We start from the raw sequence: 19,931 nt of genomic DNA on the forward strand, positions 1-19,931 counted from the left end.
TGATTGTAGATGGTGGATGGGGATGTTAAGAATTATAGGACTTACGAAAAAAAAAACCGGTTTTTACCATAAATCTTGGGCTATACAGCGAGACTTACATCAGAAACCGGGTTGCTTAACACCCGTGCGGAGCGTCCTAAATTAGTCAGATATTTTTGAAATCTATCGCACAAGTCCTACCTAAAATCCCATCAAAAATCTACAATCAGACTGCTACTCTACCTGTGAAAGCCAAAGCAAACCGCCTGTTATTTTTATTTTACAAAAGGCGATATATTGCGTCTCAAAGCATTTACAAACAGATGCGGATCGGTTTTATGAACCACGTTGAACTTCGACAAATATTTCCTCCAAAATTGCACTAGCACCCTGTTGGCGCAGTCGGTGAGCGAGGTCAATTCCCAGCATTTCAGCAGTCTCGGCGGCGCCGGAAACAGTATCTTTGACGAATCGCTGGCCGTCGAGACTCGATACCATTCCGGTTAAGGTTAATTGACCGTTTTCTATTTTGGTATTGACGCCGATCGGCACTTGACAGCCGCCTTCTAATTCCCGCAGAAATGCGCGTTCAGCATAACATCTTTGGGCGGTTTCCGAGTGTTCGAGAGCTTTAATCACTGCCATGATTTCTGTGTCTCCGGCGCGGCATTCGATGCCCAAAGCACCTTGTCCTACGGCGTGAAGGGAGATATCAGCAGGGATAATTTGGTGGATGCGATCGCCCATTCCCAATCTTTCGAGGCCGGCAACTGCTAAAATAATCGCGTCGTAACCGCCCTCATCTAATTTAGCGAGTCTAGTATTGAGATTGCCGCGAATATCTTTAAATTCAAAATGAGGGAAATGGTGTCGCAGTTGAGCCAGCCGCCGCAGGGAAGAAGTGCCGATTACTGAACCTTCTGGGAGGGTATCGAGTTGCTTGTCTTTGTGCTTAGAGTGAACTACCAGGGCGTCAGCGGGATTTTCCCGTTCGGTGACGCATCCTAAAATTAAACCTTCGGGCAAATTGGTAGGCAAATCTTTGAGGGAATGAACGGCAAAGTCCGTTTCATTGTTAATCATCCCCGTTTCTAATTCTTTAGTGAAAAGTCCTTTATCGCCAATTTTAGCGAGGGCGACATCAAGAATTATGTCCCCTTGGGTGGACATGGTGTGGACTTCAAAAGTGTGTTGCGGGAAGTGTTTCTGTAGCTGTTCTTGCACCCAGTGGGTTTGCACGAGAGCGAGTTGGCTTTTGCGGGAACCGATGCGAACGGTTCGGGAAGGGGCAGATGTGGTTGGGGACATAAGATCGATCGGAGGATAGCTTGAAATCAGCCAATATATTCACCTGATCTAGCGTACCGCAGGTGGGGACTTTAATTGCTGGTTGGGATAATTCGGGCGATCAAATAGAAATACCAGATTTTGACCGCCTGTTTGAACAAAGGATGCAACGGCAGGCAAGCTCCAAACCTTTACATAATAAGCCCTTGCCAATCTAAAATCTAAAATCGTATGACTGCCAGTAGCAGTGAGTCTTGATGATGTTTCCCATCCTGCATTGGGCGTCGCTGGCACGGGGGCGATCGACATTCCGAAGCAAAGGCTGCCGGCGATGTACGATTTACCTAGGGTCGAGCCGGATGAACCTGGTTGACATGAGGAGTTAGCTTAGCGGCAGCGAGAAAGAATTAGCTCAAAAGTTGCGAGATTGGGAGAGAAAAATGTAGCTGTGAGGGGAAAAGGTCGATCGTATTTATTTTTACCAGCTTCCTTGACAAAAGGGCGATTCCCTACCCTTCGGGAACGGCTGCGGGAAGATAGCTTCGCTGGCGGGTACCTTTTCCATTTCTAACCAAAATTTAACGCTGTCCTGCTTGAAGTGCAGAATTTGCTATCTGGACAACTTCTTGCTGCCGTGCGTTTTTCCTTGTGACTCGGTACAGCACCCCTAGCCTTTGCCACTCAACAAAAGCAGTGCAGTAAGCAGCGCAATTATTGAAATAAATCCCCCTGAATCCGCCCGCCAATTCAACGCTTCTGTAAGTATCCTGCGGCAATCGCGAAGGAGGCGAAAACGGTTCATTTCTTTTAGCTTCGATTGTGCCGAAATAACAAGCTCCCGCACGGCATCCTTTGCCTAAATACATTCCCACAATGTAACCGTTGGCACCGGCTTGCACATCAAAATCAAGTTGCTGAATGTCAGATAAAGGAAGTCTACTCGGAAGAAAAATAGGCACTCGCGTTTTGCCTTTGATTTGTCTGAAGATGTTACTCGCAGGAAAACGACTGTTAGCCTGTTTTGCACCTGAGTTATCGGGGATTGAGGGAAACTTTTGCACAAAATCCCTCCACTGCACAACTCTATTTTTAGCAATGTTGAGAGTGGGAATCGAGTATTTTTCTAGCGCAAAAGAAGGGCGACCGTTCTTCAGGTTGAAGTTGCGGCGAATCACTGTAATTTCGGGTTTTCCTAAGCCGTAAGCTGTTGCTATGGAACGGGCGAGATTGCAGGTAATTTTGAAGCGTCCCATCTCAATACTGCCATTTTCTGCTTGATAAGACCAATTGTAACCCTCAGAAGCCCGAGCGCGATCGCACAGAAAATGAGAAATCTCAAACATCTTGGCAATATGAACATCGTACAACCGCAACTTGCGGCCGCCGGCAGATGTTGCAGTGTTGCGATCGGGCACAATAAATTGTATCGGTTGCCAGCTATCTTCAGGGGAATAATTAAACCAGCGGATTTCTGTAATCGGGAGTTCAGTCCTTGCTAACGCTGAGTTTGGTGTCAAAGGTGCGTGAAGCGAAGCTATCCCGTTCCCCGCAGGGGTTCCCGAAGGGTAGGGAATCGTAAAAGCAGTTACCACACAAGCAAAAATCGCCGCAAATAGCCATCTTCCCCTCATCCTGATTTCCCCCTAAGTAGGTCAGCGCAAAAAAAACAATAGCATCTTGTAAGGGGCGAGTGCGAGTTAAGATATATCATACAATAACGGTAAGGTGCGCCCTTACGCACCCTACATATAGAAGTTGTGCCTCCCCGACTGCCAAACTTAACGCTTCCCAGCTTGAATAGCAGAATTTCCTATTAAAATTAAATCCGATTCTCGTCCGTTCTTAATGGCTACGGTATACATAAAACCCTGAGTTTTCCACTCAAGAGTTGCTGTGCAGTAAGCCCCGCAACCGTTATGAAAAACTCCTTTCACTCCGCCCGCAAGCTTGACATTTTTTAACGTCTTAGTTACCCCTTCTAGTTTTGTAGTAAACTCCCCACCTTTTTGACCTTGAATTGACCCAAAAGTGCAAACAGTCGTACCGCCACAATCGGGTTTATACTCGATTGAAATACTATAGCTGTTTGCTTGTGCTGTAGTTGGATAGTACATTTTTTGCGAAACCGGAATCCTGCTGGGAATAAAAATAGGCACTTGCGTTTTGCCTTTTAACTTTCGCAAAACTTCATTTACCGGAAACGCAGTGCCTCCTTGAGCAATTTGTGTTGTTCCCGATTGTCGGTGCGACAATTGCGAAGATCCAAAAACAACCGATGGAGGTACTAAAGCCGTCAATACACAAGCAGAAGTAGCCAAAAGTAATAATTTCTTCTTCACGGTCTTTTCCCTTAATATTCCAATAGTTTAGTTGGGCGGCGAACCGCATTCACGTATGTACAACCATAATTCAAAATACCAAATTAACACTCGCTTTTCCGGGAAAAATGTTTTTTGACTATCTTGACAAGGTTGCCAGAATATGAAGTTATCTATAATATAGAGAAGGCGAGCAATTTAGGAGTCGATCGTGGAACTGCAAGAGTATTTGCGCCAGCACGGATTGGAAACTTTGTCCGAAACTTATCATATCAAAGTTACCCGCCACCGCCAATATCCCGATTTAGTCTGTCTGAAATACTCCCAGATAGAATCTCCCCTGGGCGAAAAAATCGTCCAGCAGTGCCGAGGCATTATTTTAGATTCATCTCAAGATTGGCAGATAGTTTCTTATCCCTACGACAAATTTTTTAATTACGGAGAAATTCACGCCGCTGCAATTGATTGGAGAAATGCCAAAGTTTATGAAAAACTAGACGGTTCTCTGACTGTACTGTATTTTTACAAGGGAGAATGGAGAGTGCAATCTAGCGGCACTCCCGACGCCGCCGGCGAAGTTAACGGTTTTGGGTTCAGCTTTGCCGAACTTTTTTGGAAAGTCTGGCAAGAATTAGGATATCAATTGCCACAAGAAACCGACCAGTGTTTTATATTTGAATTGATGACGCCTTACAATAGAATAGTTGTGCAGCAACAAAACAATCAAATCGTGTTGCACGGGGTTCGCAACACTCAAACGCTGGTAGAAACAGACCCGAGTCTTTGGACCAATAAATACGGCTGGGAATTGGTCGCATCCTATCCTTTAACTAGCTGGAAAGAAGTTCTTGAAGCGGCTCAACATTTAGATCCGATGGATTCGGAAGGGTATATTATCTGCGATGCTAACTTCAACAGAGTTAAAGTTAAGTCTCCGCAGTATGTGGCGATTTCCCATCTGCGCGAAGGGTTTTCGACCCGCCGCCTGATAGAAATTGTTTTAACTAATGAAGGAGAAGAGTTTTTAGCTTATTTTCCTGAGTGGAGTGAGTTGTATCAAAAAGTTAAGGACAAATATCAATCTTTGGTTGAAGAAATCGAGGAAGCTTACCGACAGCACGAACATATCGAAGTTCAGAAAGATTTTGCATTAGCTGTAAAACATTTGCCGTATTCCGGGATTTTGTTTTCTTTGCGGGCCCGAAGAGTTGCGGGAGTGAAAGAAGCTCTCCGTGATGTTACGATCCATAAAATAGAGGAGCTATTGGGTTTAGATTACATCCATCTAGGTTTGTAATAACGACTACAGTCGTTTCTTGAATGAGGCCTAAAATCTTCACTACAAACGAAAATTAACATTATATTTAGGTGAGGAAATAAAGAAGTAAATGCACCTAATTAAACCTAAGATACAGGTGACTAAAAAGCTTGCTGTATGAGCATTATTCCTTCTTCGTGACATCCGTTACATCCGTTACAGAATCCGTTGCCGAACTTCCTTCTTCCTTCTACTTACCATGAAAAGAGTTATTGTACTTGTCGGTTTGCCTGCTTCTGGAAAATCTCAATTTGCTAGGGAATTACTGCTGTCGGAACCTGCAAAGTGGGTGCGTAGCAATAAAGATTTGCTCAGAGAAATGGCTCACGCTTCTCATTGGTCGCCTGCAAATGAAAAGTTTATTGTGAAGTTGAGAGATACGATTATTTTGATGGCTTTGGAAAGTGGCAAACACGTCATTGTTGATGATACTAATTTTGGCCCTCACATCGAGCATATCAAGGAGTTGGTTAAAGGTAAAGCTGTTGTGGAAGTTAATGATTCTTTTCTCCAAGTTCCGGTAGAGGAATGTATTAAACGGGATTTGAAAAGACTTAATTCGGTGGGCAAAGATGTGATTATGAAGATGTACAATAAGTACGTGCGTGTTCCCGTTGCGCCGCCGGAATATAACCCGGATTTGCCGGATGCAATTATTGTCGATATGGACGGTACCCTGGCACTTCTCAACGGCAGAAATCCTTTTGATGCTTCTACGTGCGATCGCGATTTGCCCAATCAGCCCGTCTTAGATACCGTTCGCAAGTGGCAGTCCAGCGTTAATATTATTGTAGTGTCGGGTCGCACAGATGACTGTCAGCCTCAAACTGAAAAATGGTTGCAGCAGTATGAGGTTAATTATGCCACTCTTTATATGCGGAAAACCGGAGATATGAGGAAGGATGCGATTATTAAAGAGGAGTTCTATCGGCGACATATTGAAGGGAAATATAATGTTAAGTTTGTGTTGGACGATCGCCAGCAAGTTGTTGATATGTGGAGAGGCTTGGGATTGACTGTATTTCAAGTAGATGAAGGGGATTTTTGACCTATGGTTTTTATGACAATTGTCCCATGCCTAATGCTATAATCAAAGTAACATTACAAAAAATTTTGTTATGATAGCCATTCCCGAAGCGCCCCAAAAAATGACCGTTGAGGAATATCTCGAATGGGAAGCTCAACAAGAGATTCGCCACGAATATGTCAACGGCGAAGTTTTTGCCATGACGGGCAGTACAATTCCCCATAACGATCTTGCACTCAACTTTTACAGGAACTTGTACCCGCATCTGCGTTCCAGAGGCTGTCGGATGAACGTGTCAGATGTGAAATTGCAAGTCAGTTTTCAAAGCCGTTACTACTACCCTGATGTGATAGTCAGTTGCGACCCTCAAGACCTCAATTCCCGCACATTCATTCAGAATCCTAAAATAATTGTCGAAGTTCTTTCACCCAGTACAAGTGCTAAAGATAGGGATGAAAAATTTACTTGTTACCTGAAAATTCCGACTTTGCAAGAGTATATCTTGATTGATTCACAAAAGATTTTCGTTGAGCGTTATTGTCGGGGAGAGGGCCGAATGTGGCTGTACTATTCTTACACTGCTGGGGAGATTATCACTTTATCAAGTATTGGGTTTGATTTGCCGATCGCACTTTTGTATGAAGGTGTTGGATTGGAAACAGAAACAGAAACAGAAGGATAAAAACACACCTAATTTGGCAGCTTTTTTTATGAACAGGCAAGATGCCTGTTCCACAGAGAGTGAATTTTATTTTGTGGTGGGCTTCGACGCCGCCCATAAAAGCCGATAATGAACAGGCAAGATACCTGTTCCACAATTATTTATCTATCGCGTCCAAGCCAGCCAGCGGTTAAACAAATTTTTCACAAACGGCGTCAAACGAGTGCGATTGTAAGCATCTCCCGCTTTCCGAATTGCATCAGCTTGTGTCGGATACGGGTGAATTGTGCTAGCAATTTTTCCTAAACCAATATTGTTAACCATTGCTAAAGTAATTTCGCTAATCATATCCCCAGCGTGTCGCGCTACAATAGTTGCACCTAATATTTTATCGCTGCCTTTTTTGACGTGAATTTTCACAAATCCTTCCTCTTCGCCGTCAATAATTGCCCGATCGACTTTATCGAAAGGAATCAAAAACGTATCGATATCAATGCCTTTTTCCTTAGCATCGTGTTCCCCAATTCCGACGCGCGCAATTTCCGGGTCTGTATAAGTACACCAAGGTATCGTCAAAGCGCTGAGCTTTTTGCGCCCGAAAAATAGAGTGTTTTGAATTACCATTCTCGCGGCAAAATCAGCAGCGTGAGTAAATTTATGTTTCATGCAAATATCGCCTGCGGCATAAATGCGGGGATTAGTAGTTTGCAAATTGTCGTTGACAAATAAACCTGTGTGTGTATCGTATTCAACGCCGATCGCCTCCAGATTCAATCCTTCGACGTTGGGCGATCGCCCTGTACTCACAATAATTTCATCTACTGTTACCGATGCTTCCTTACCTTGAGATTTATAATAAATTACTTTGCCTGCATTTGTTTGCTCAACGCGCTCTATTTGGGATTCTAGTATTAGTTGAATTTCTTCCCGTACAAAAGCCTCCTGCACGATTTTAGCAGCATCCGCATCTTCTTTGTCTAAAATCTGAGCATTTTTGTGCAGCAATACGACTTCCGAACCCAGCCGCCGAAAGGCTTGACCCAATTCGCAGCCGATCGGCCCTGCCCCAATTACTGCCAAACGTTGAGGTCTTTCTGTCAGGTTAAATACAGTTTCATTTGTCAGATATCCAGCTTCTGGTAAACCAGGAATTTGTGGTTGTAGCGCCCTTGCACCTGTGGCAATTACTGCTTTTTTAAACCGGAGAGTTTGACCTGCAACTTCTACTGTATTATTGCTAGTAAAACGAGCGGAACCTAAAAAAACATCAACTCCTAATTTGTGCTGGTAGCGTTGAACAGAATCAACATCGCTGATTCCCGCCCTGATGCGGCGCAGCCGTTCCATCACAGCGGCAAAATCCACTTCTACACTGTCCGAAACATTAACACCAAATTTACTTGCTTCCCATATATCGCCGACAGTGTGGGACGATCGAATTAAAGCTTTTGACGGTACACAACCGACATTCAAACAGTCGCCACCCATTAAATGTTTTTCAATCAAAGCAACTTTCGCGCCCAAACCGGCCGCACCTGCAGCAACAATTAATCCGGCGGGTCCCGCGCCAATTACTACTAAATTATAAGAACTAGCCGGCTGCGGATTTACCCAATCGGGCGGATGCAAATAGGAGACTAATTTCTGGTTGTGTTCGTCCATCGGGGGAACTGTTACGCGATCAACTTTTGACTGCAGCATGGGAAAATTCTCCTAATTAAATACTTTTTTCCAAAGCTTTGCTCGCTATCCGAGTGATCAAGATAGTAACAGCGACAGTAGCAAGAAAACTGATAATATTAATCAACCATTTTACTGCGGAATCTTGAGGACTTGCATATACAGTTTTTGTTCCTATCGCAGCCACCTCTCCCACCAAAGAACCGGAGTAAACGTACATAATTGTACCCGGTATCATGCCAAAGGAACCTAATACGTAATCTTTCAAAGAAACTTGAGTGATTCCCAGAGCGTAATTCAATAAATTGAAAGGAAATAAAGGACAAAGACGAGTCAAAAAAACTATTTTTAATCCTTGTTGGGAAACTGCGCGATTGAGAGCTTTAAACTTGGGGTGAGATTCCATATATTTTACCACGCGATCGCGGCACAAATAGCGCCCGATCGCAAAAGCAAATACAGCACCTAAAGTGGACGCCGCAAAGACGTAAACCGAACCCCACCACAAACCAAAAATCGCCCCCCCTCCCAGCGTCAGTACCGAACCCGGTACAAACAGCACAGTAGCCAAGTTATAAGTAGCTACAAAAGCCACTGGCCCCCACCACCCTAAATCCTCGATCCGCATTAACAGAGTTCTCAAAACATCTTGAACGTAGGTAGATCTAGTTGCTACAATTAAGATAGCAAGCAAAAGTGCGATCGAAAAAAACAACACTATGCGTTTAAATTTTACCCTAGCATAATCTTGGATTCGTTCTTTTGCCATGATTCACCCGCAAATATTTATCAGCATTATACTCCAAACTTAAATTATTACTGTCAACTCCCATACAAGCAATAGGTTATGACACCAAAAGCCCAACTCCCAATCCCCGAACATTTTGACCCCAAAAAAGTAGGCGAAGTCTGGCGAGTCCCCTACCGAGAACGTGCCGCCCAAGCGAAAGATTGGGCAAAGCAGCACACCATCCAGCCAGCATCCAGCGACACAAACCGCATTTGTTTGCTGATAATCGATGCCCAAAATACCTTTTGTTTGCCCGAATTTGAACTATTTGTTGGTGGCCGTTCCGGTAGTGGTGCTGTCGATGACAACCTGCGGCTGTGCGAATTTATTTACCGTAATTTAAATGCAATTACAACCATTGCGCCCACAATGGATACCCACACCGCCTTGCAAATTTTTCATCCAATCTTTTGGATCAACGAAGCTGGCGAACACCCCCTACCCGCCGCCACATCAATTACTTTAGAAGACGTGCAGCAAGGCATCTGGAAAGTCAATCCCGCCGTCGCCGATAGCATCAGCGGGGGGAATTTTTCAGCACTGGAAAAACAGGCTTGCCACTACGTCAAAAAACTCAGCGCCGATGGGAAATATCCCCTAACAATTTGGCCCTATCACTCAATGTTAGGTGGCATCGGACACGCCCTGGTTTCGGCGGTGGAAGAAGCAATATTTTTTCATACTATAGCCCGCAACAGCCAAGCAATTTTTGAAATCAAAGGCGGTAATCCGCTGACAGAAAACTATTCGGTTTTGCGGCCAGAAGTTTTAGATGGATTCGACGGCAATCCGATTGCGGAAAAGAATGCTAAGTTTATTGATAAATTACTTGATTTTGATGCAGTAATTATTGCCGGACAAGCCAAAAGTCACTGCGTTGCTTGGACAATTGATGATTTGTTAACGGAAATTTTGGCGCGAGATCCGAATTTGGCAAAGAAGGTTTATTTGCTGGAAGATTGCACTTCGCCTGTGGTGGTTCCGGGTGTTGTTGATTTTACAGAACAAGCAGATGCAGCTTATCAAAATTTTGCGGCGGCGGGAATGAATATTGTTCAATCTACTCAGTTAATTCTGGGGGATTAAAGACGAGTATTTTCTCTCGCGGTTTTCAGTGCACAAAAGTATACATGATTAACCAGATGCGGTAATTTTTGTTCGCTTGGCACTCGATTGCGATCGCATTGAACTGATTACGTATGATATCATATCCGGTAAATCACTTACGACAGAAGCGTAGTTAAGGAGTTTCCCGATGGCTGAAAACAAAATTTATAGTGTTGTTCTGTTTCGGGATGCGAGTGTGCGAGCAATTTCAAAACTATCGGTGGCCATCGCCACTACTATTCTGAGCACAGTTGTAAATGCAACCCAAGCCTACGCAGTTCCCGTCACCTACGATTTCACCATCACTGTTACCAAAGGCGGGCTAGCGGGCAATTCATTCGACGGTTCTTTCAGCTACGATGATGCCAAATTGAAGGGAACGGGAGTCGAAGAATTGGGAATTACTGAGGGATTAACTACCTGCCTAAATTACCTGGGACGCACTTATCGCGAAACTGATGATACCAGTTATCCTAACTTTCCCACACTCAGATTTGAGGATGGTAAGATTACACAACTAAACTTCTGGATTCAGCCGAATCAGCGAGTTAATTGGTGGAATTTACCTGGATGGGAAGTCAAGCTGTCTGAGCCTAAAATGAGCGATTCAACTGTTACCAATTGTCAAAAACGGTGAGGCGTGATCAAGGTGCGATCGACCGTAAAAATATAGGAGGAATTAGATGCAACTGCCTACGTTTACGGTAATTTCTGGCAGCCATGCTACGAAGGTGCGAGCGAATTTTTGCGATCGCTAGGAACGGATGGATCAACTATTGTTTAAACAAAAACTGCACAATTCCTCTTGCCTCTGCGGTTGACGATTTTCAATAACTATTTTCCATCCAATCTGGGGACTTCTTGCAAAAAACTGCCGCTCAACATTAATTCCGTCATCCGGTCTAAGTTGCCGCTGACTTGCAATTTTTTATCTGTTTGAAAGCGCTCGATATCTGCTTTTAAATTGCCGCTATTATATCCTAATTTACTCAAATAGTCAATAGCTTGTTTGTCACTTAACAAGATATCTGCAGACCGGAAAATCGGCACGTATTCCTCGCGCCAAATCTGGGCAAAAGTTGCCCTATCTAAATAGAAAATCCTGCCCCGTGCCGGGTCTCCAATGACAGCTATACTGTCATTCATGCCCAGCAAAGCGACCGCGTGGGGTAGCTTCCGAGGGCCGTCAAATAGCCAAACTGCTAGAACTCCGGGGCGATTAATTTGCTGAATTTGCTCCCAAGTAGGCCTTAGTTCGATCGCATTTACGCCCAAAGCTCTTGCTGCTATAATTAACTGCGGCATGGAAGTTCCCAAGCGACTCGTCCGGGCAAAACGCGCTACACTCGATTCCGTCGCCTCGATTCCCCAACGCCTTAACACTGTTGCTAGGGCCGCGGGGGCGCAACTGCTGTTAGATGTTTGCCGAAATACACCGTTTGGCTGCAAATTATCTATTAAATCATCGTAAATTGGCGCCATGAAATAGTTTTCAGCGCCTGTAAATCCTCCCAATCCCAAGCAACCAATTAAGATTACTGCGATTACTTGGGGTCGCGCTGTCAACCAACTTATACTAAACCCAATACCGCAGACTCCCATCAACATCACTCGTAGCAAAGTCCAAGTAACTCGCATCCCGTGAAAGCGCCACTCGATCGGCAAAACAGGCATTTGAGGCATATTTAGAGCCAGTAGCAGCAAGGCAATATAAAAAACCAAAAAAGCTAGGGCGATCGAATTTCTGCCCTTAAACAAATCATTAGCCGTCACTCCCGATCGAACTAACACTCGCCCGAACCGCATTCCCCAGACAAACAGCACCGCACCCAGCACCAGCGTCACTACTATTTCCATGAACTCATAATTTTGTTGCTTAACTAAGTTGTAACATTTATGCGATCGACTTGAACCTCAATCAATAGTGGGAGAGAAGAAGAATGGGGGAGAGAATTTGACGATGTGTGGGTTTCGTTCTTCAATTTCCCGCTACAATCGAATAAACAAGATTTATCCAACCAAAATCGCAGCAGATAGAACAACCGTTAATCCTAAAGGCTTGGCCTGCATCGCTTGCTCGACATTAAGTTTTGCCAAGTTTTTATTGATGAGTGTGAATCAATGGTTGACAATCCGATAATTCAGCTACCTAACCCCCAAAGGAGAGATTGCTATGTTTGTCAACTTAAAGCTGAGAAACCAGATGTTACTCGGATATGCAGTTCCCATTGCTTTATTTGTAGGATTAGTAGCACCAGTTTTCTCTAGCGCCAGTAAGATAGCCGAGTCATATAAACAAACAAAAAGCTCGCTTATTGCCATAGAACGGACAGATTATATGAGTTTTTACATGGCCCAGATGGTGGCAGATACTAGGGGCTATCTTCTGATCAAGGATGGAGATTATTTAAATGCTTACCAGAAAACTTTACAAACATTTGAAGAAACAGCAGCATCTCTAGGCAAGACGATTGAAAATCCCAGCCAAAAAGAGCGATTGCAAAAATTAATGGGCTTACAAAAACAATATGATGATTTTGCTGGACAAATGATTAATTTAGTCAAGCAAGGAAAGCAAAAAGAAGCGCTAGAAGTTTTTGCCACAAAAAAAGGGACATTAATCATCAATGAATTTAACGAATTAAATCGCTCTTTTAATGAAAAAGAGCATGAAACTTTGGATGCTGCAACTTTCAAGGCAGAAGAAAATATCAGATTTTTAGTCGCTGCTGTTTTGGTTGGTGCCGTCTTAGGCATCACGATCGCCTTACTTGCTGCCTTTTTAATCTCTTCAGGTATTGCTAAAACAATTAGTGACGCAGTGAATACGATCGCCAGTTCTTCCACAGAAATTGCGGCCACAGTTGAACAACAGGAACGCACAGCCGCACACCAATCGAGCTCTGTAAATCAAACTACAACCACAATGGATGAGTTGGGCGCTGCTTCCCAACAATCAGCCCAGCAAGCCCACGCTGGTGCGGAATCTGCACGGCAAGCTTTAAAAATCACTGAAAGGGGAACCCTAGCAGTGGAGCAAACCCTGGAATCGATGACAATATTGAAAGAAAATGTCGGGGCGATAGCAGCACAAATTCTGCAATTGAGCGAACAAACCCATCAGATTGGCGATATCTCTACTGATGTCACAGATTTAGCCAATCAAACAAATATCCTGGCACTGAATGCCTCAGTAGAAGCAGTCCGGGCGGGCGAAAACGCCAAAGGTTTTACTGTCATAGCCACAGAAATCCGCAAACTAGCAGACCAAAGTAAGAAATCAGCCGCGAAAATTAACCGCCTAGTAGATGATATCAAGAATGCGATAAATTCTACCGTAACGGTGACCAAGGAAGGTACTAAAACAGTAGAAGAAGGAACCAAAATTAGTCAAGAAACGGCAGCAGCTTTCTCGGAAATAGCAAATGCTGTTAACAATGTGGTATTGAACAATCAACAAATTTCTCTAACTGCTCAACAACAAGCAGTGGCCATTCAACAAGTAGTGGAGGCGATGAACAGCCTCAACCTATCTGCCAAAGAAACTGCTAGTGGTATTACTCAAACCAAAGTAGTCACTCAACAATTGAACGATGCAGCCCAAAATCTCAATTCAATTGTCTAGTGTTCAGTATTTTGGGCTATCAGACTAGCAATTAATATAGCAATCCTAAATCATTCAGATAAATTTGTAGGGGTAGTGCCCCCGTGCCTACCCCCTATCTATCGGGGCAACCACGGGGGATTGCCCCTACAATAATTACGCCAATCATTTAGGATTGCTATAGCATTGAGTCATTAATTGATCTGCCAGCTTGTCCAACAGTCGACATCCAAGTCAAAATGTTTGCAGGCAATCGCATCGCGAAAGCCAGGGCGATCGAATTTCTGTCCTTAAACACATCCTCTTCTGTAACGGACGATCGAACTAACACCCGCCCGAAGCGCATTCCCCAGACAAACAGCACCGAACCCAGCACCAGCGTCACAAATATTTCCATAAGTTCAGAATATGGTCGCTTAACTAGGTTGTAACATTTATGCGATCGACTTGAACCCCAATCAATAGTAGGAGATAACAAGAGTGGGGGAGAGAATTTGACGATGTTTGGGTTTGGTTCCTGAATTTCCAGCTACAATCGAATAAACAGGATTTATCCAAAATCGAAGCCGGCAAAACAACCCTTAATCCTAAATGCTTGACCTGCATCGCTTGCTCAACATTAAGTTTTGCCAGATTTTTATTGATAAGTCTGAGTCAATGGTTTAGTTGGTAAAGCAAACAAAGCAAAAAGAAGCGCTGGAAGTTTTTTCTACCAAACAAGGGGCATTAATTCTGAATGAGTATTAGGAATTAAATAACTACTTTGGTGAAAAAGAGCCGGAAATTATTGAGGCTACAACTTACCCCCAAAAGTAAATAACTAATCAAGGAGTAAAAAGTGAAATGTCGCAAAATATTATTCGGCTTAGTAAAGTAGTCCCGTTGGGCTTCGGCTCCATTTTTTTCTTAATGATGATCATCGGATTTGCCACTAAATTGAGTATGGATAATTTAGCCGAAGCTATTGAGTGGCAAACGCACACTTATGTAGTCAAGACAAATTTGCAAGCCATAGAAAAAAAATTAGTGGATGCTGAAACAGGACAGCGCGGTTTTATATTCACTGGTAAGGAGGAATTTTTAGAACCTTACAAAAAGGGGACAATCGCCTTTAATCAAACAGCAAGTGAGACAAAAAAGTTAATACAAGATAATCCAGAACAAGTTAAAAGATTAGAGGAAATTGAAAAATTGGCTCAGCAAAAACTAGATGAATTAGCGGAAACTATATCCCTGAAAAGGGCTGGCAAAGAACCAAAGCTAAGAGCCTTGGTGATTTCAGGTAAAGGCAAGATATTTATGGATGAAATTAGGGATAAGCTGGCAGAAATGCTTAAGGTAGAAGATGCTTTACTGGTTCAACGAACAAAATTAGCAAAACAGTCCGAGCAATTAGCGACGATTGTTTCTATAGGAGGTACGGTTGTTGCTGTAGTATTGGGTTCATTTATTGTATTATTTATTTCTGATAAAATTATCCGACCAATCAATCAGGTAGCAAATACGATCGCCAGTTCTTCCACAGAAATTGCGGCCACAGTTGAACAACAGGAACGCACAGCCGCACACCAATCGAGCTCTGTAAATCAAACTACAACCACAATGGATGAGTTGGGCGCTGCTTCCCAACAATCAGCCCAGCAAGCCCACGCTGGTGCGGAATCTGCACGGCAAGCTTTAAAAATCACTGAAAGGGGAACCCTAGCAGTGGAGCAAACCCTGGAATCGATGACAATATTGAAAGAAAATGTCGGGGCGATAGCAGCACAAATTCTGCAATTGAGCGAACAAACCCATCAGATTGGCGATATCTCTACTGATGTCACAGATTTAGCCAATCAAACAAATATCCTGGCACTGAATGCCTCAGTAGAAGCAGTCCGGGCGGGCGAAAACGCCAAAGGTTTTACTGTCATAGCCACAGAAATCCGCAAACTAGCAGACCAAAGTAAGAAATCAGCCGCGAAAATTAACCGCCTAGTAGATGATATCAAGAATGCGATAAATTCTACCGTAACGGTGACCAAGGAAGGTACTAAAACAGTAGAAGAAGGAACCAAAATTAGTCAAGAAACGGCAGCAGCTTTCTCGGAAATAGCAAATGCTGTTAACAATGTGGTATTGAACAATCAACAAATTTCTCTAACTGCTCAACAACAAGCAGTGGCCATTCAACAAGTAGTGGAGGCGATGAACAGCCTCAACCTATCTGCCAAAGAAACTGCTAGTGGTATTACTCAAACCAAAGTAGGCACTCAACAATTGAACGATGCAGCCCAAAATCTCAATTCAATTGTCTAAAGGGTGCTTAGTCTTTTGGGCGAGCAGACTAGCAATTGATAGCCTTGAGCCATGAATTGATCGGGCAGCCCTCGTAGGTTGTCAAACAGTCGGCATCCAAGTCAAAACGATCGCACGCGAGTGCATCGCCAAAGCCAGGGCGAGGAAATTTCTGCCCTTAAACAAATCCTCTTCTGTAACGGACGATCGAATTAACACCCGCCTGAACCGCATTCCCCAGACCAACAGCACCTAACCCAGCACCAGCGTCACTACTATTTCCATAGGTTCCGAATATGGTCGCTTAACTCGGTTGTAACATTTATGCGATCGTCCGTGGGACAGCGGAGGAGGAGGAGAGAGAGGGAGTGGGAGCATTTTTCTTTTGCCTCCTGCCTTCTTCCCTCTTTCTTCAACCACACCTAAAATTGGCAAAATGTCAAGGGATTTTATCGACTTTCCCCCACCTTAGCCACCAAGTCCCAAACAAGATTTAGCACCGGAAAAAATCCCCAAAATCTCTGGTCACAAACGGTCACATCCATTGTAATATAGATATAACTCACAGCCTGTTAAAGCAATCAACAAACAATTAGACCGCTCAATATATTCACGCTCCAACGAGCGATGAGTTGTATTGAGCGTGCCTATTAAGGAGCGATCGAAGCTCGTCAGACACCCCAAATATTCAGGAAGAATCATGCCATCAAGATCCGCCAACGATGTAGACGTAGCAGAGCAATATTGGCACTACCTAGAAATATCCAAGGTTGCAACTATCTTACAAACCAACCTGGAAAGCGGTTTAGAACCGACAGAAGCCAACCATCGCCAACAGAAATTCGGGCCCAACGAACTAACGGTTAAAGCAGGGAAACCAGCCTGGTTAAAATTTATCCTGCAATTTAACCAACCCCTCCTGATCATCTTGCTGAGTGCAGGTTTAATCAAAGCAGTGATCGGAGAATGGCTAAACGCTAGCGTAATTTGGGGCGTAACAACCACCAACGCTACTATTAGCTTCATCCAAGAAGCTGGAGCCGAGAAAAAAATTGAAGCCCTAGCCCAAGCTGTCACCACAGAAGCCACAGTCATTCGGGGCGGCAAAAAATTAAGAATTCCCTCCAAAGAACTCGTTGTCGGCGACTTAGTAATCCTGACTTCCGGCGACAAAGTACCGGCAGACTTGCGCTTAGTGAAAGTCCGCGACTTGCAAATCGACGAATCGGGACTCACCGGGGAATCAGTCGCTGTCGAAAAAGAATTAGGACAATCTGGAGACATAGTTCTGCCAAAAGAAACGCCGCTAGCAGAACGGGATAACATGGCCTATGCCGGCAGTTTTGTCACTTTTGGTCAAGGTAGCGGCATCGTAATTGCGATCGCCAATAAAACCGAAACCGGCAAAATCTCCCAGCTATTAGATCGGCACATCGACCTCACCACCCCCTTAACCCGCAAATTCAACCAATTCAGTCAAAACTGGCTGTTATTCGTGTTGGGGATGGCAACCTTGACCTTCGCAGTCAGATTGGGGCGGCCAGTCCCTGCGGGAGTTTCAGCCTTTAAAGAAGCAGTCGAACCCGCAGTCGCCCTGATTGTCGGTGCAATTCCCGAAGGCTTACCCGCCGTCATTACCGTCACCCTAGCCGTAGGCGTTTCCCGGATGGCAAATCGCCACGCGATCGTCCGCAAATTGCCCGCAGTGGAAACCCTCGGCGGCGCTACAGTCATCTGTTCCGACAAAACCGGAACTTTGACGGAAAACCAAATGACGGTGCAAGAAATCTATTCTGGCGGCGAATCCTACTCTGTTACGGGTACGGGATACAGCCCCGAAGGTGAAATTCAACTCAACCAACTGCCAATTACTGTCAGCCAAGCTCCAACTTTGCAAGAATGTTTACAAGCTGGACTCCTTTGCAACGACTCTCACCTGGAATTTAAAGACGATAATTGGATAGTCGTCGGAGATCCGACAGAAGGAGCGTTAATTGCTGCGGGCAAAAAAGCTGATTTGAGCCAGCAAATTTTGTCCAAGTCAATGCAGCGGCTGGATTCAATTCCCTTTGAATCTCAGTTTCAATACATGGCGACGCTGCACCGAACTCCCACTGGCAAAATTTTGTACGTCAAAGGTTCCGTAGAATCAATTCTCGGCCGCTGCGGTTCCAGTCTTGATACTCAAGGAAATCCGGTAGAAGTCGATCGCGAACAAATTCACCTTTCTGTCGATGAAATGGCAAAGCAAGGCTTGCGCGTCTTGGCTTTAGCGAAAAAGCCAGTACCCGAAAGCCAAAATTCCGTCGATCACTCGGATTTGGAGTCAGGCCTGGTTTTCTTGGGACTGCAAGGCATGATTGACCCGCCGCGGGCAGAAGCGATCGCAGCCGTCCAAGCTTGTCAAACCGCCGGCATCCAAGTCAAAATGATTACCGGCGACCACATCGCTACAGCCAAGGCGATCGCCCGCCGCATGGGATTCCGCAAAACTAAACACCACAGAGAACTTGTAGCCTACACCGGCGCCGAGCTCGCCTCCATGAGCAAGCAGGAACTCGGCGAAGCTGTAGAAGCCGGCTCAGTTTTTGCCCGCGTCGCCCCAGAACAAAAACTCCGCCTGGTAGAAGCTTTGCAGCAAAAAGGGGAAATTGTGGCGATGACGGGAGACGGCGTTAACGACGCGCCGGCGCTGAAACAAGCGGATATCGGGATTGCGATGGGCAGCGGTACGGAGGTTTCTAAGGAAGCCGCCGACATGATTTTGACTGATGATAACTTTGCGTCGATCGAATCTGCTGTCGAAGAAGGGCGATCGGTTTACAAAAACCTGCTCAAAGCAATCAGCTTCATTCTCCCAGTCAACGGCGGAGAATCGATGACAATTTTGCTCAGCACCCTCCTCGGTCGAGAATTGCCGATTTTGTCGCTACAAATTCTCTGGCTGAATATGCTCAACTCGATCACCATGACTGTGCCCCTGGCTTTCGAGCCCAAGTCAGCGGGAGTCATGAAACAGCAGCCCCGACCAGTAAACGAACCTTTCCTCACCGGAAATCGGATCAAGCGGATCATCGCTATTTCTCTTTACAACTGGACTCTGATTTTCGGGATGTTTGAATGGGTACGCCAAGCTCCTTGGGGCACCTTGGAACTGGCCCGGACAATGGCGATTCAAGCTTTGGTAATGGGAAGAATTTTTTACCTGTTGAGTCTCAGCCAGTTGTTGCCTTCTTTGATTGCTAAATTTAGCGGTTCTAAGGAAGAAGTTAGCGGCGCTCCTGCCCTCGGTGTGGGAATTGTCCTGGCGATAATTTTGCAGATTATCTTTGCTAATTCTCCGTTTGTCAATCGCATATTTGAGACGGCTCCGATGAACCTGGATCAGTGGTTGATTTGCTTCGGTGTCGCTCTGCCCATGATCGGTGTTGCTCTCTCCGTCAACCGCTTTGACCCGCCCAACTAATCGAACTTGTAGGTACTGCGATCCCTTAGTAATTTCGGGTGTTTAGAAACCGGGTTTCTTGAAGAAACCCGGTTTCTCTGTTTTACGGAAATCGAACCTGAAAGCCCACGCCATATCATACAGCGTATTCCAAGTTTGTGAAGTGTAGGGACACAGCACTGCGGTCTTCCTACGAGGAGCTAACTAGAGGCGGGTGTACTTCATAAATATGGAATCTGCTGTATCCGGTAAATCACTTACGATTAAGCGCCAATTTTAGGACACCAATGAAAACGAGTTAACCCTTTGAAAACAGCAAAATCGTATAATAGGAATTATTTCTGTATAATTTACTACAATTAACGTAAAAAAAGTAAACATATATTAACAAAGTAAATGTACACTGGTGGCGGTATTTGCTGCTTATTGACAATA

Annotated in this window: 17 protein-coding genes; 9 read left to right on the plus strand and 8 right to left on the minus strand. The window is 44.6% G+C overall.

The features are described from left to right. Nucleotides 1-315 precede the first annotated feature (315 nt). Nucleotides 316-1,287: a hydroxymethylbilane synthase gene (gene hemC / locus QUA10_RS04680; RefSeq protein ID WP_333082203.1), complete on the minus strand. Its 972-nt coding sequence runs from the start codon at nucleotides 1,285-1,287 to the stop codon at nucleotides 316-318. A 226-nt stretch (nucleotides 1,288-1,513) separates the two neighbouring features. Here hemC and QUA10_RS04685 point away from each other — a divergent pair, with 226 nt between their 5' ends. Further along, entirely contained in the window at nucleotides 1,514-1,639 is a 126-nt protein-coding gene (locus QUA10_RS04685) for a hypothetical protein (RefSeq protein ID WP_333082201.1), read from the plus strand. 205 nt (nucleotides 1,640-1,844) lie between these two features. Here the strand turns inward: QUA10_RS04685 and QUA10_RS04690 are convergent, their stop codons facing one another. Together QUA10_RS04690 and QUA10_RS04695 are read right to left on the minus strand one after the other, a co-directional pair. Next, complete coding sequence (locus tag QUA10_RS04690; protein ID WP_333082200.1) at nucleotides 1,845-2,897, minus strand: hypothetical protein; 1,053 nt, start codon at nucleotides 2,895-2,897, stop codon at nucleotides 1,845-1,847. Nucleotides 2,898-3,044: 147 nt separating this feature from the next. Further along, nucleotides 3,045-3,605, minus strand: a complete 561-nt coding sequence (locus QUA10_RS04695) for a hypothetical protein (RefSeq protein ID WP_333082199.1) — start codon at nucleotides 3,603-3,605, stop codon at nucleotides 3,045-3,047. Nucleotides 3,606-3,795: 190 nt separating this feature from the next. Here QUA10_RS04695 and QUA10_RS04700 point away from each other — a divergent pair, with 190 nt between their 5' ends. The 3 genes from QUA10_RS04700 (at nucleotide 3,796) to QUA10_RS04710 (ending at nucleotide 6,611) form a co-directional block, all read left to right on the plus strand. Further along, entirely contained in the window at nucleotides 3,796-4,881 is a 1,086-nt protein-coding gene (locus tag QUA10_RS04700; RefSeq protein WP_333082198.1) for an RNA ligase, read from the plus strand. A 220-nt stretch (nucleotides 4,882-5,101) separates the two neighbouring features. Next, nucleotides 5,102-5,950: a phosphatase domain-containing protein gene (locus QUA10_RS04705; RefSeq protein WP_333082197.1), complete on the plus strand. Its 849-nt coding sequence runs from the start codon at nucleotides 5,102-5,104 to the stop codon at nucleotides 5,948-5,950. A gap of 70 nt (nucleotides 5,951-6,020) precedes the next feature. Continuing rightward, on the plus strand, nucleotides 6,021-6,611 hold the full coding sequence (locus QUA10_RS04710) for a Uma2 family endonuclease (RefSeq protein WP_333082196.1): 591 nt from the start codon (nucleotides 6,021-6,023) through the stop codon (nucleotides 6,609-6,611). Nucleotides 6,612-6,755: 144 nt separating this feature from the next. Here the strand turns inward: QUA10_RS04710 and QUA10_RS04715 are convergent, their stop codons facing one another. Both QUA10_RS04715 and QUA10_RS04720 read right to left on the minus strand, forming a co-directional pair. Then, nucleotides 6,756-8,291 carry a mercuric reductase gene (locus tag QUA10_RS04715; protein WP_333082194.1) on the minus strand — a complete coding sequence of 512 codons (1,536 nt, stop codon included), beginning with the start codon at nucleotides 8,289-8,291 and terminating at the stop codon, nucleotides 6,756-6,758. 16 nt (nucleotides 8,292-8,307) lie between these two features. Further along, nucleotides 8,308-9,039, minus strand: coding sequence for a TVP38/TMEM64 family protein (locus tag QUA10_RS04720; protein ID WP_333082193.1), 732 nt, complete (start codon nucleotides 9,037-9,039; stop codon nucleotides 8,308-8,310). Nucleotides 9,040-9,117: 78 nt separating this feature from the next. Between QUA10_RS04720 and QUA10_RS04725 the strand changes: the two genes are divergently transcribed. Further along, nucleotides 9,118-10,146 carry an isochorismatase gene (locus tag QUA10_RS04725; RefSeq protein ID WP_333082192.1) on the plus strand — a complete coding sequence of 343 codons (1,029 nt, stop codon included), beginning with the start codon at nucleotides 9,118-9,120 and terminating at the stop codon, nucleotides 10,144-10,146. A gap of 169 nt (nucleotides 10,147-10,315) precedes the next feature. After that, a complete protein-coding gene (locus QUA10_RS04730; RefSeq protein ID WP_333082191.1) occupies nucleotides 10,316-10,804 on the plus strand; it encodes a hypothetical protein in 489 nt (162 codons plus the stop codon). A gap of 197 nt (nucleotides 10,805-11,001) precedes the next feature. On the opposite strand, the gene QUA10_RS04735 is transcribed toward QUA10_RS04730, so the two are convergent. Beyond that, the gene (locus tag QUA10_RS04735) at nucleotides 11,002-12,024 is read right to left on the minus strand and encodes a cysteine peptidase family C39 domain-containing protein (protein ID WP_333082190.1); all 1,023 of its coding nucleotides are present in this window, start codon (nucleotides 12,022-12,024) and stop codon (nucleotides 11,002-11,004) included. Nucleotides 12,025-12,340: 316 nt separating this feature from the next. Here QUA10_RS04735 and QUA10_RS04740 point away from each other — a divergent pair, with 316 nt between their 5' ends. Then, nucleotides 12,341-13,792, plus strand: a complete 1,452-nt coding sequence (locus tag QUA10_RS04740) for a methyl-accepting chemotaxis protein (protein ID WP_333082189.1) — start codon at nucleotides 12,341-12,343, stop codon at nucleotides 13,790-13,792. 157 nt (nucleotides 13,793-13,949) lie between these two features. On the opposite strand, the gene QUA10_RS04745 is transcribed toward QUA10_RS04740, so the two are convergent. Next, nucleotides 13,950-14,168, minus strand: a complete 219-nt coding sequence (locus QUA10_RS04745) for a hypothetical protein (RefSeq protein ID WP_333082188.1) — start codon at nucleotides 14,166-14,168, stop codon at nucleotides 13,950-13,952. 446 nt (nucleotides 14,169-14,614) lie between these two features. On the opposite strand from QUA10_RS04745, the gene QUA10_RS04750 reads away from it, so the two are divergent. Next, the gene (locus tag QUA10_RS04750) at nucleotides 14,615-16,072 is read left to right on the plus strand and encodes a CHASE3 domain-containing protein (RefSeq protein WP_333082187.1); all 1,458 of its coding nucleotides are present in this window, start codon (nucleotides 14,615-14,617) and stop codon (nucleotides 16,070-16,072) included. Between the two features lie 81 nt (nucleotides 16,073-16,153). On the opposite strand, the gene QUA10_RS04755 is transcribed toward QUA10_RS04750, so the two are convergent. After that, nucleotides 16,154-16,285, minus strand: coding sequence for a hypothetical protein (locus QUA10_RS04755; protein ID WP_333082186.1), 132 nt, complete (start codon nucleotides 16,283-16,285; stop codon nucleotides 16,154-16,156). A gap of 466 nt (nucleotides 16,286-16,751) precedes the next feature. Between QUA10_RS04755 and QUA10_RS04760 the strand changes: the two genes are divergently transcribed. Then, nucleotides 16,752-19,517: an HAD-IC family P-type ATPase gene (locus QUA10_RS04760; RefSeq protein ID WP_333082185.1), complete on the plus strand. Its 2,766-nt coding sequence runs from the start codon at nucleotides 16,752-16,754 to the stop codon at nucleotides 19,515-19,517. Nucleotides 19,518-19,931: the final 414 nt, after the last annotated feature.

Origin of the sequence: Microcoleus sp. Pol8_D6 (genome assembly GCF_036700965.1) — a bacterium.
Taxonomy (GTDB): domain Bacteria; phylum Cyanobacteriota; class Cyanobacteriia; order Cyanobacteriales; family Microcoleaceae; genus Microcoleus.

What these genes read in the sequence shown, in the direction of transcription:
- QUA10_RS04730 (WP_333082191.1), top strand. Translation starts at nt 10,316, where the DNA reads ATGGCTGAAAACAAAATTTATAGTGTTGTTCTGTTTCGGGATGCGAGT.
- QUA10_RS04725 (WP_333082192.1), top strand. Translation starts at nt 9,118, where the DNA reads ATGACACCAAAAGCCCAACTCCCAATCCCCGAACATTTTGACCCCAAA.
- QUA10_RS04760 (WP_333082185.1), top strand. Translation starts at nt 16,752, where the DNA reads ATGCCATCAAGATCCGCCAACGATGTAGACGTAGCAGAGCAATATTGG.
- QUA10_RS04715 (WP_333082194.1), bottom strand. Translation starts at nt 8,291, where the DNA reads ATGCTGCAGTCAAAAGTTGATCGCGTAACAGTTCCCCCGATGGACGAA.
- hemC (WP_333082203.1), bottom strand. Translation starts at nt 1,287, where the DNA reads ATGTCCCCAACCACATCTGCCCCTTCCCGAACCGTTCGCATCGGTTCC.
- QUA10_RS04735 (WP_333082190.1), bottom strand. Translation starts at nt 12,024, where the DNA reads ATGGAAATAGTAGTGACGCTGGTGCTGGGTGCGGTGCTGTTTGTCTGG.
- QUA10_RS04690 (WP_333082200.1), bottom strand. Translation starts at nt 2,897, where the DNA reads ATGAGGGGAAGATGGCTATTTGCGGCGATTTTTGCTTGTGTGGTAACT.
- QUA10_RS04740 (WP_333082189.1), top strand. Translation starts at nt 12,341, where the DNA reads ATGTTTGTCAACTTAAAGCTGAGAAACCAGATGTTACTCGGATATGCA.
- QUA10_RS04745 (WP_333082188.1), bottom strand. Translation starts at nt 14,168, where the DNA reads ATGGAAATATTTGTGACGCTGGTGCTGGGTTCGGTGCTGTTTGTCTGG.
- QUA10_RS04755 (WP_333082186.1), bottom strand. Translation starts at nt 16,285, where the DNA reads ATGCGGTTCAGGCGGGTGTTAATTCGATCGTCCGTTACAGAAGAGGAT.
- QUA10_RS04710 (WP_333082196.1), top strand. Translation starts at nt 6,021, where the DNA reads ATGATAGCCATTCCCGAAGCGCCCCAAAAAATGACCGTTGAGGAATAT.
- QUA10_RS04720 (WP_333082193.1), bottom strand. Translation starts at nt 9,039, where the DNA reads ATGGCAAAAGAACGAATCCAAGATTATGCTAGGGTAAAATTTAAACGC.
- QUA10_RS04705 (WP_333082197.1), top strand. Translation starts at nt 5,102, where the DNA reads ATGAAAAGAGTTATTGTACTTGTCGGTTTGCCTGCTTCTGGAAAATCT.
- QUA10_RS04750 (WP_333082187.1), top strand. Translation starts at nt 14,615, where the DNA reads ATGTCGCAAAATATTATTCGGCTTAGTAAAGTAGTCCCGTTGGGCTTC.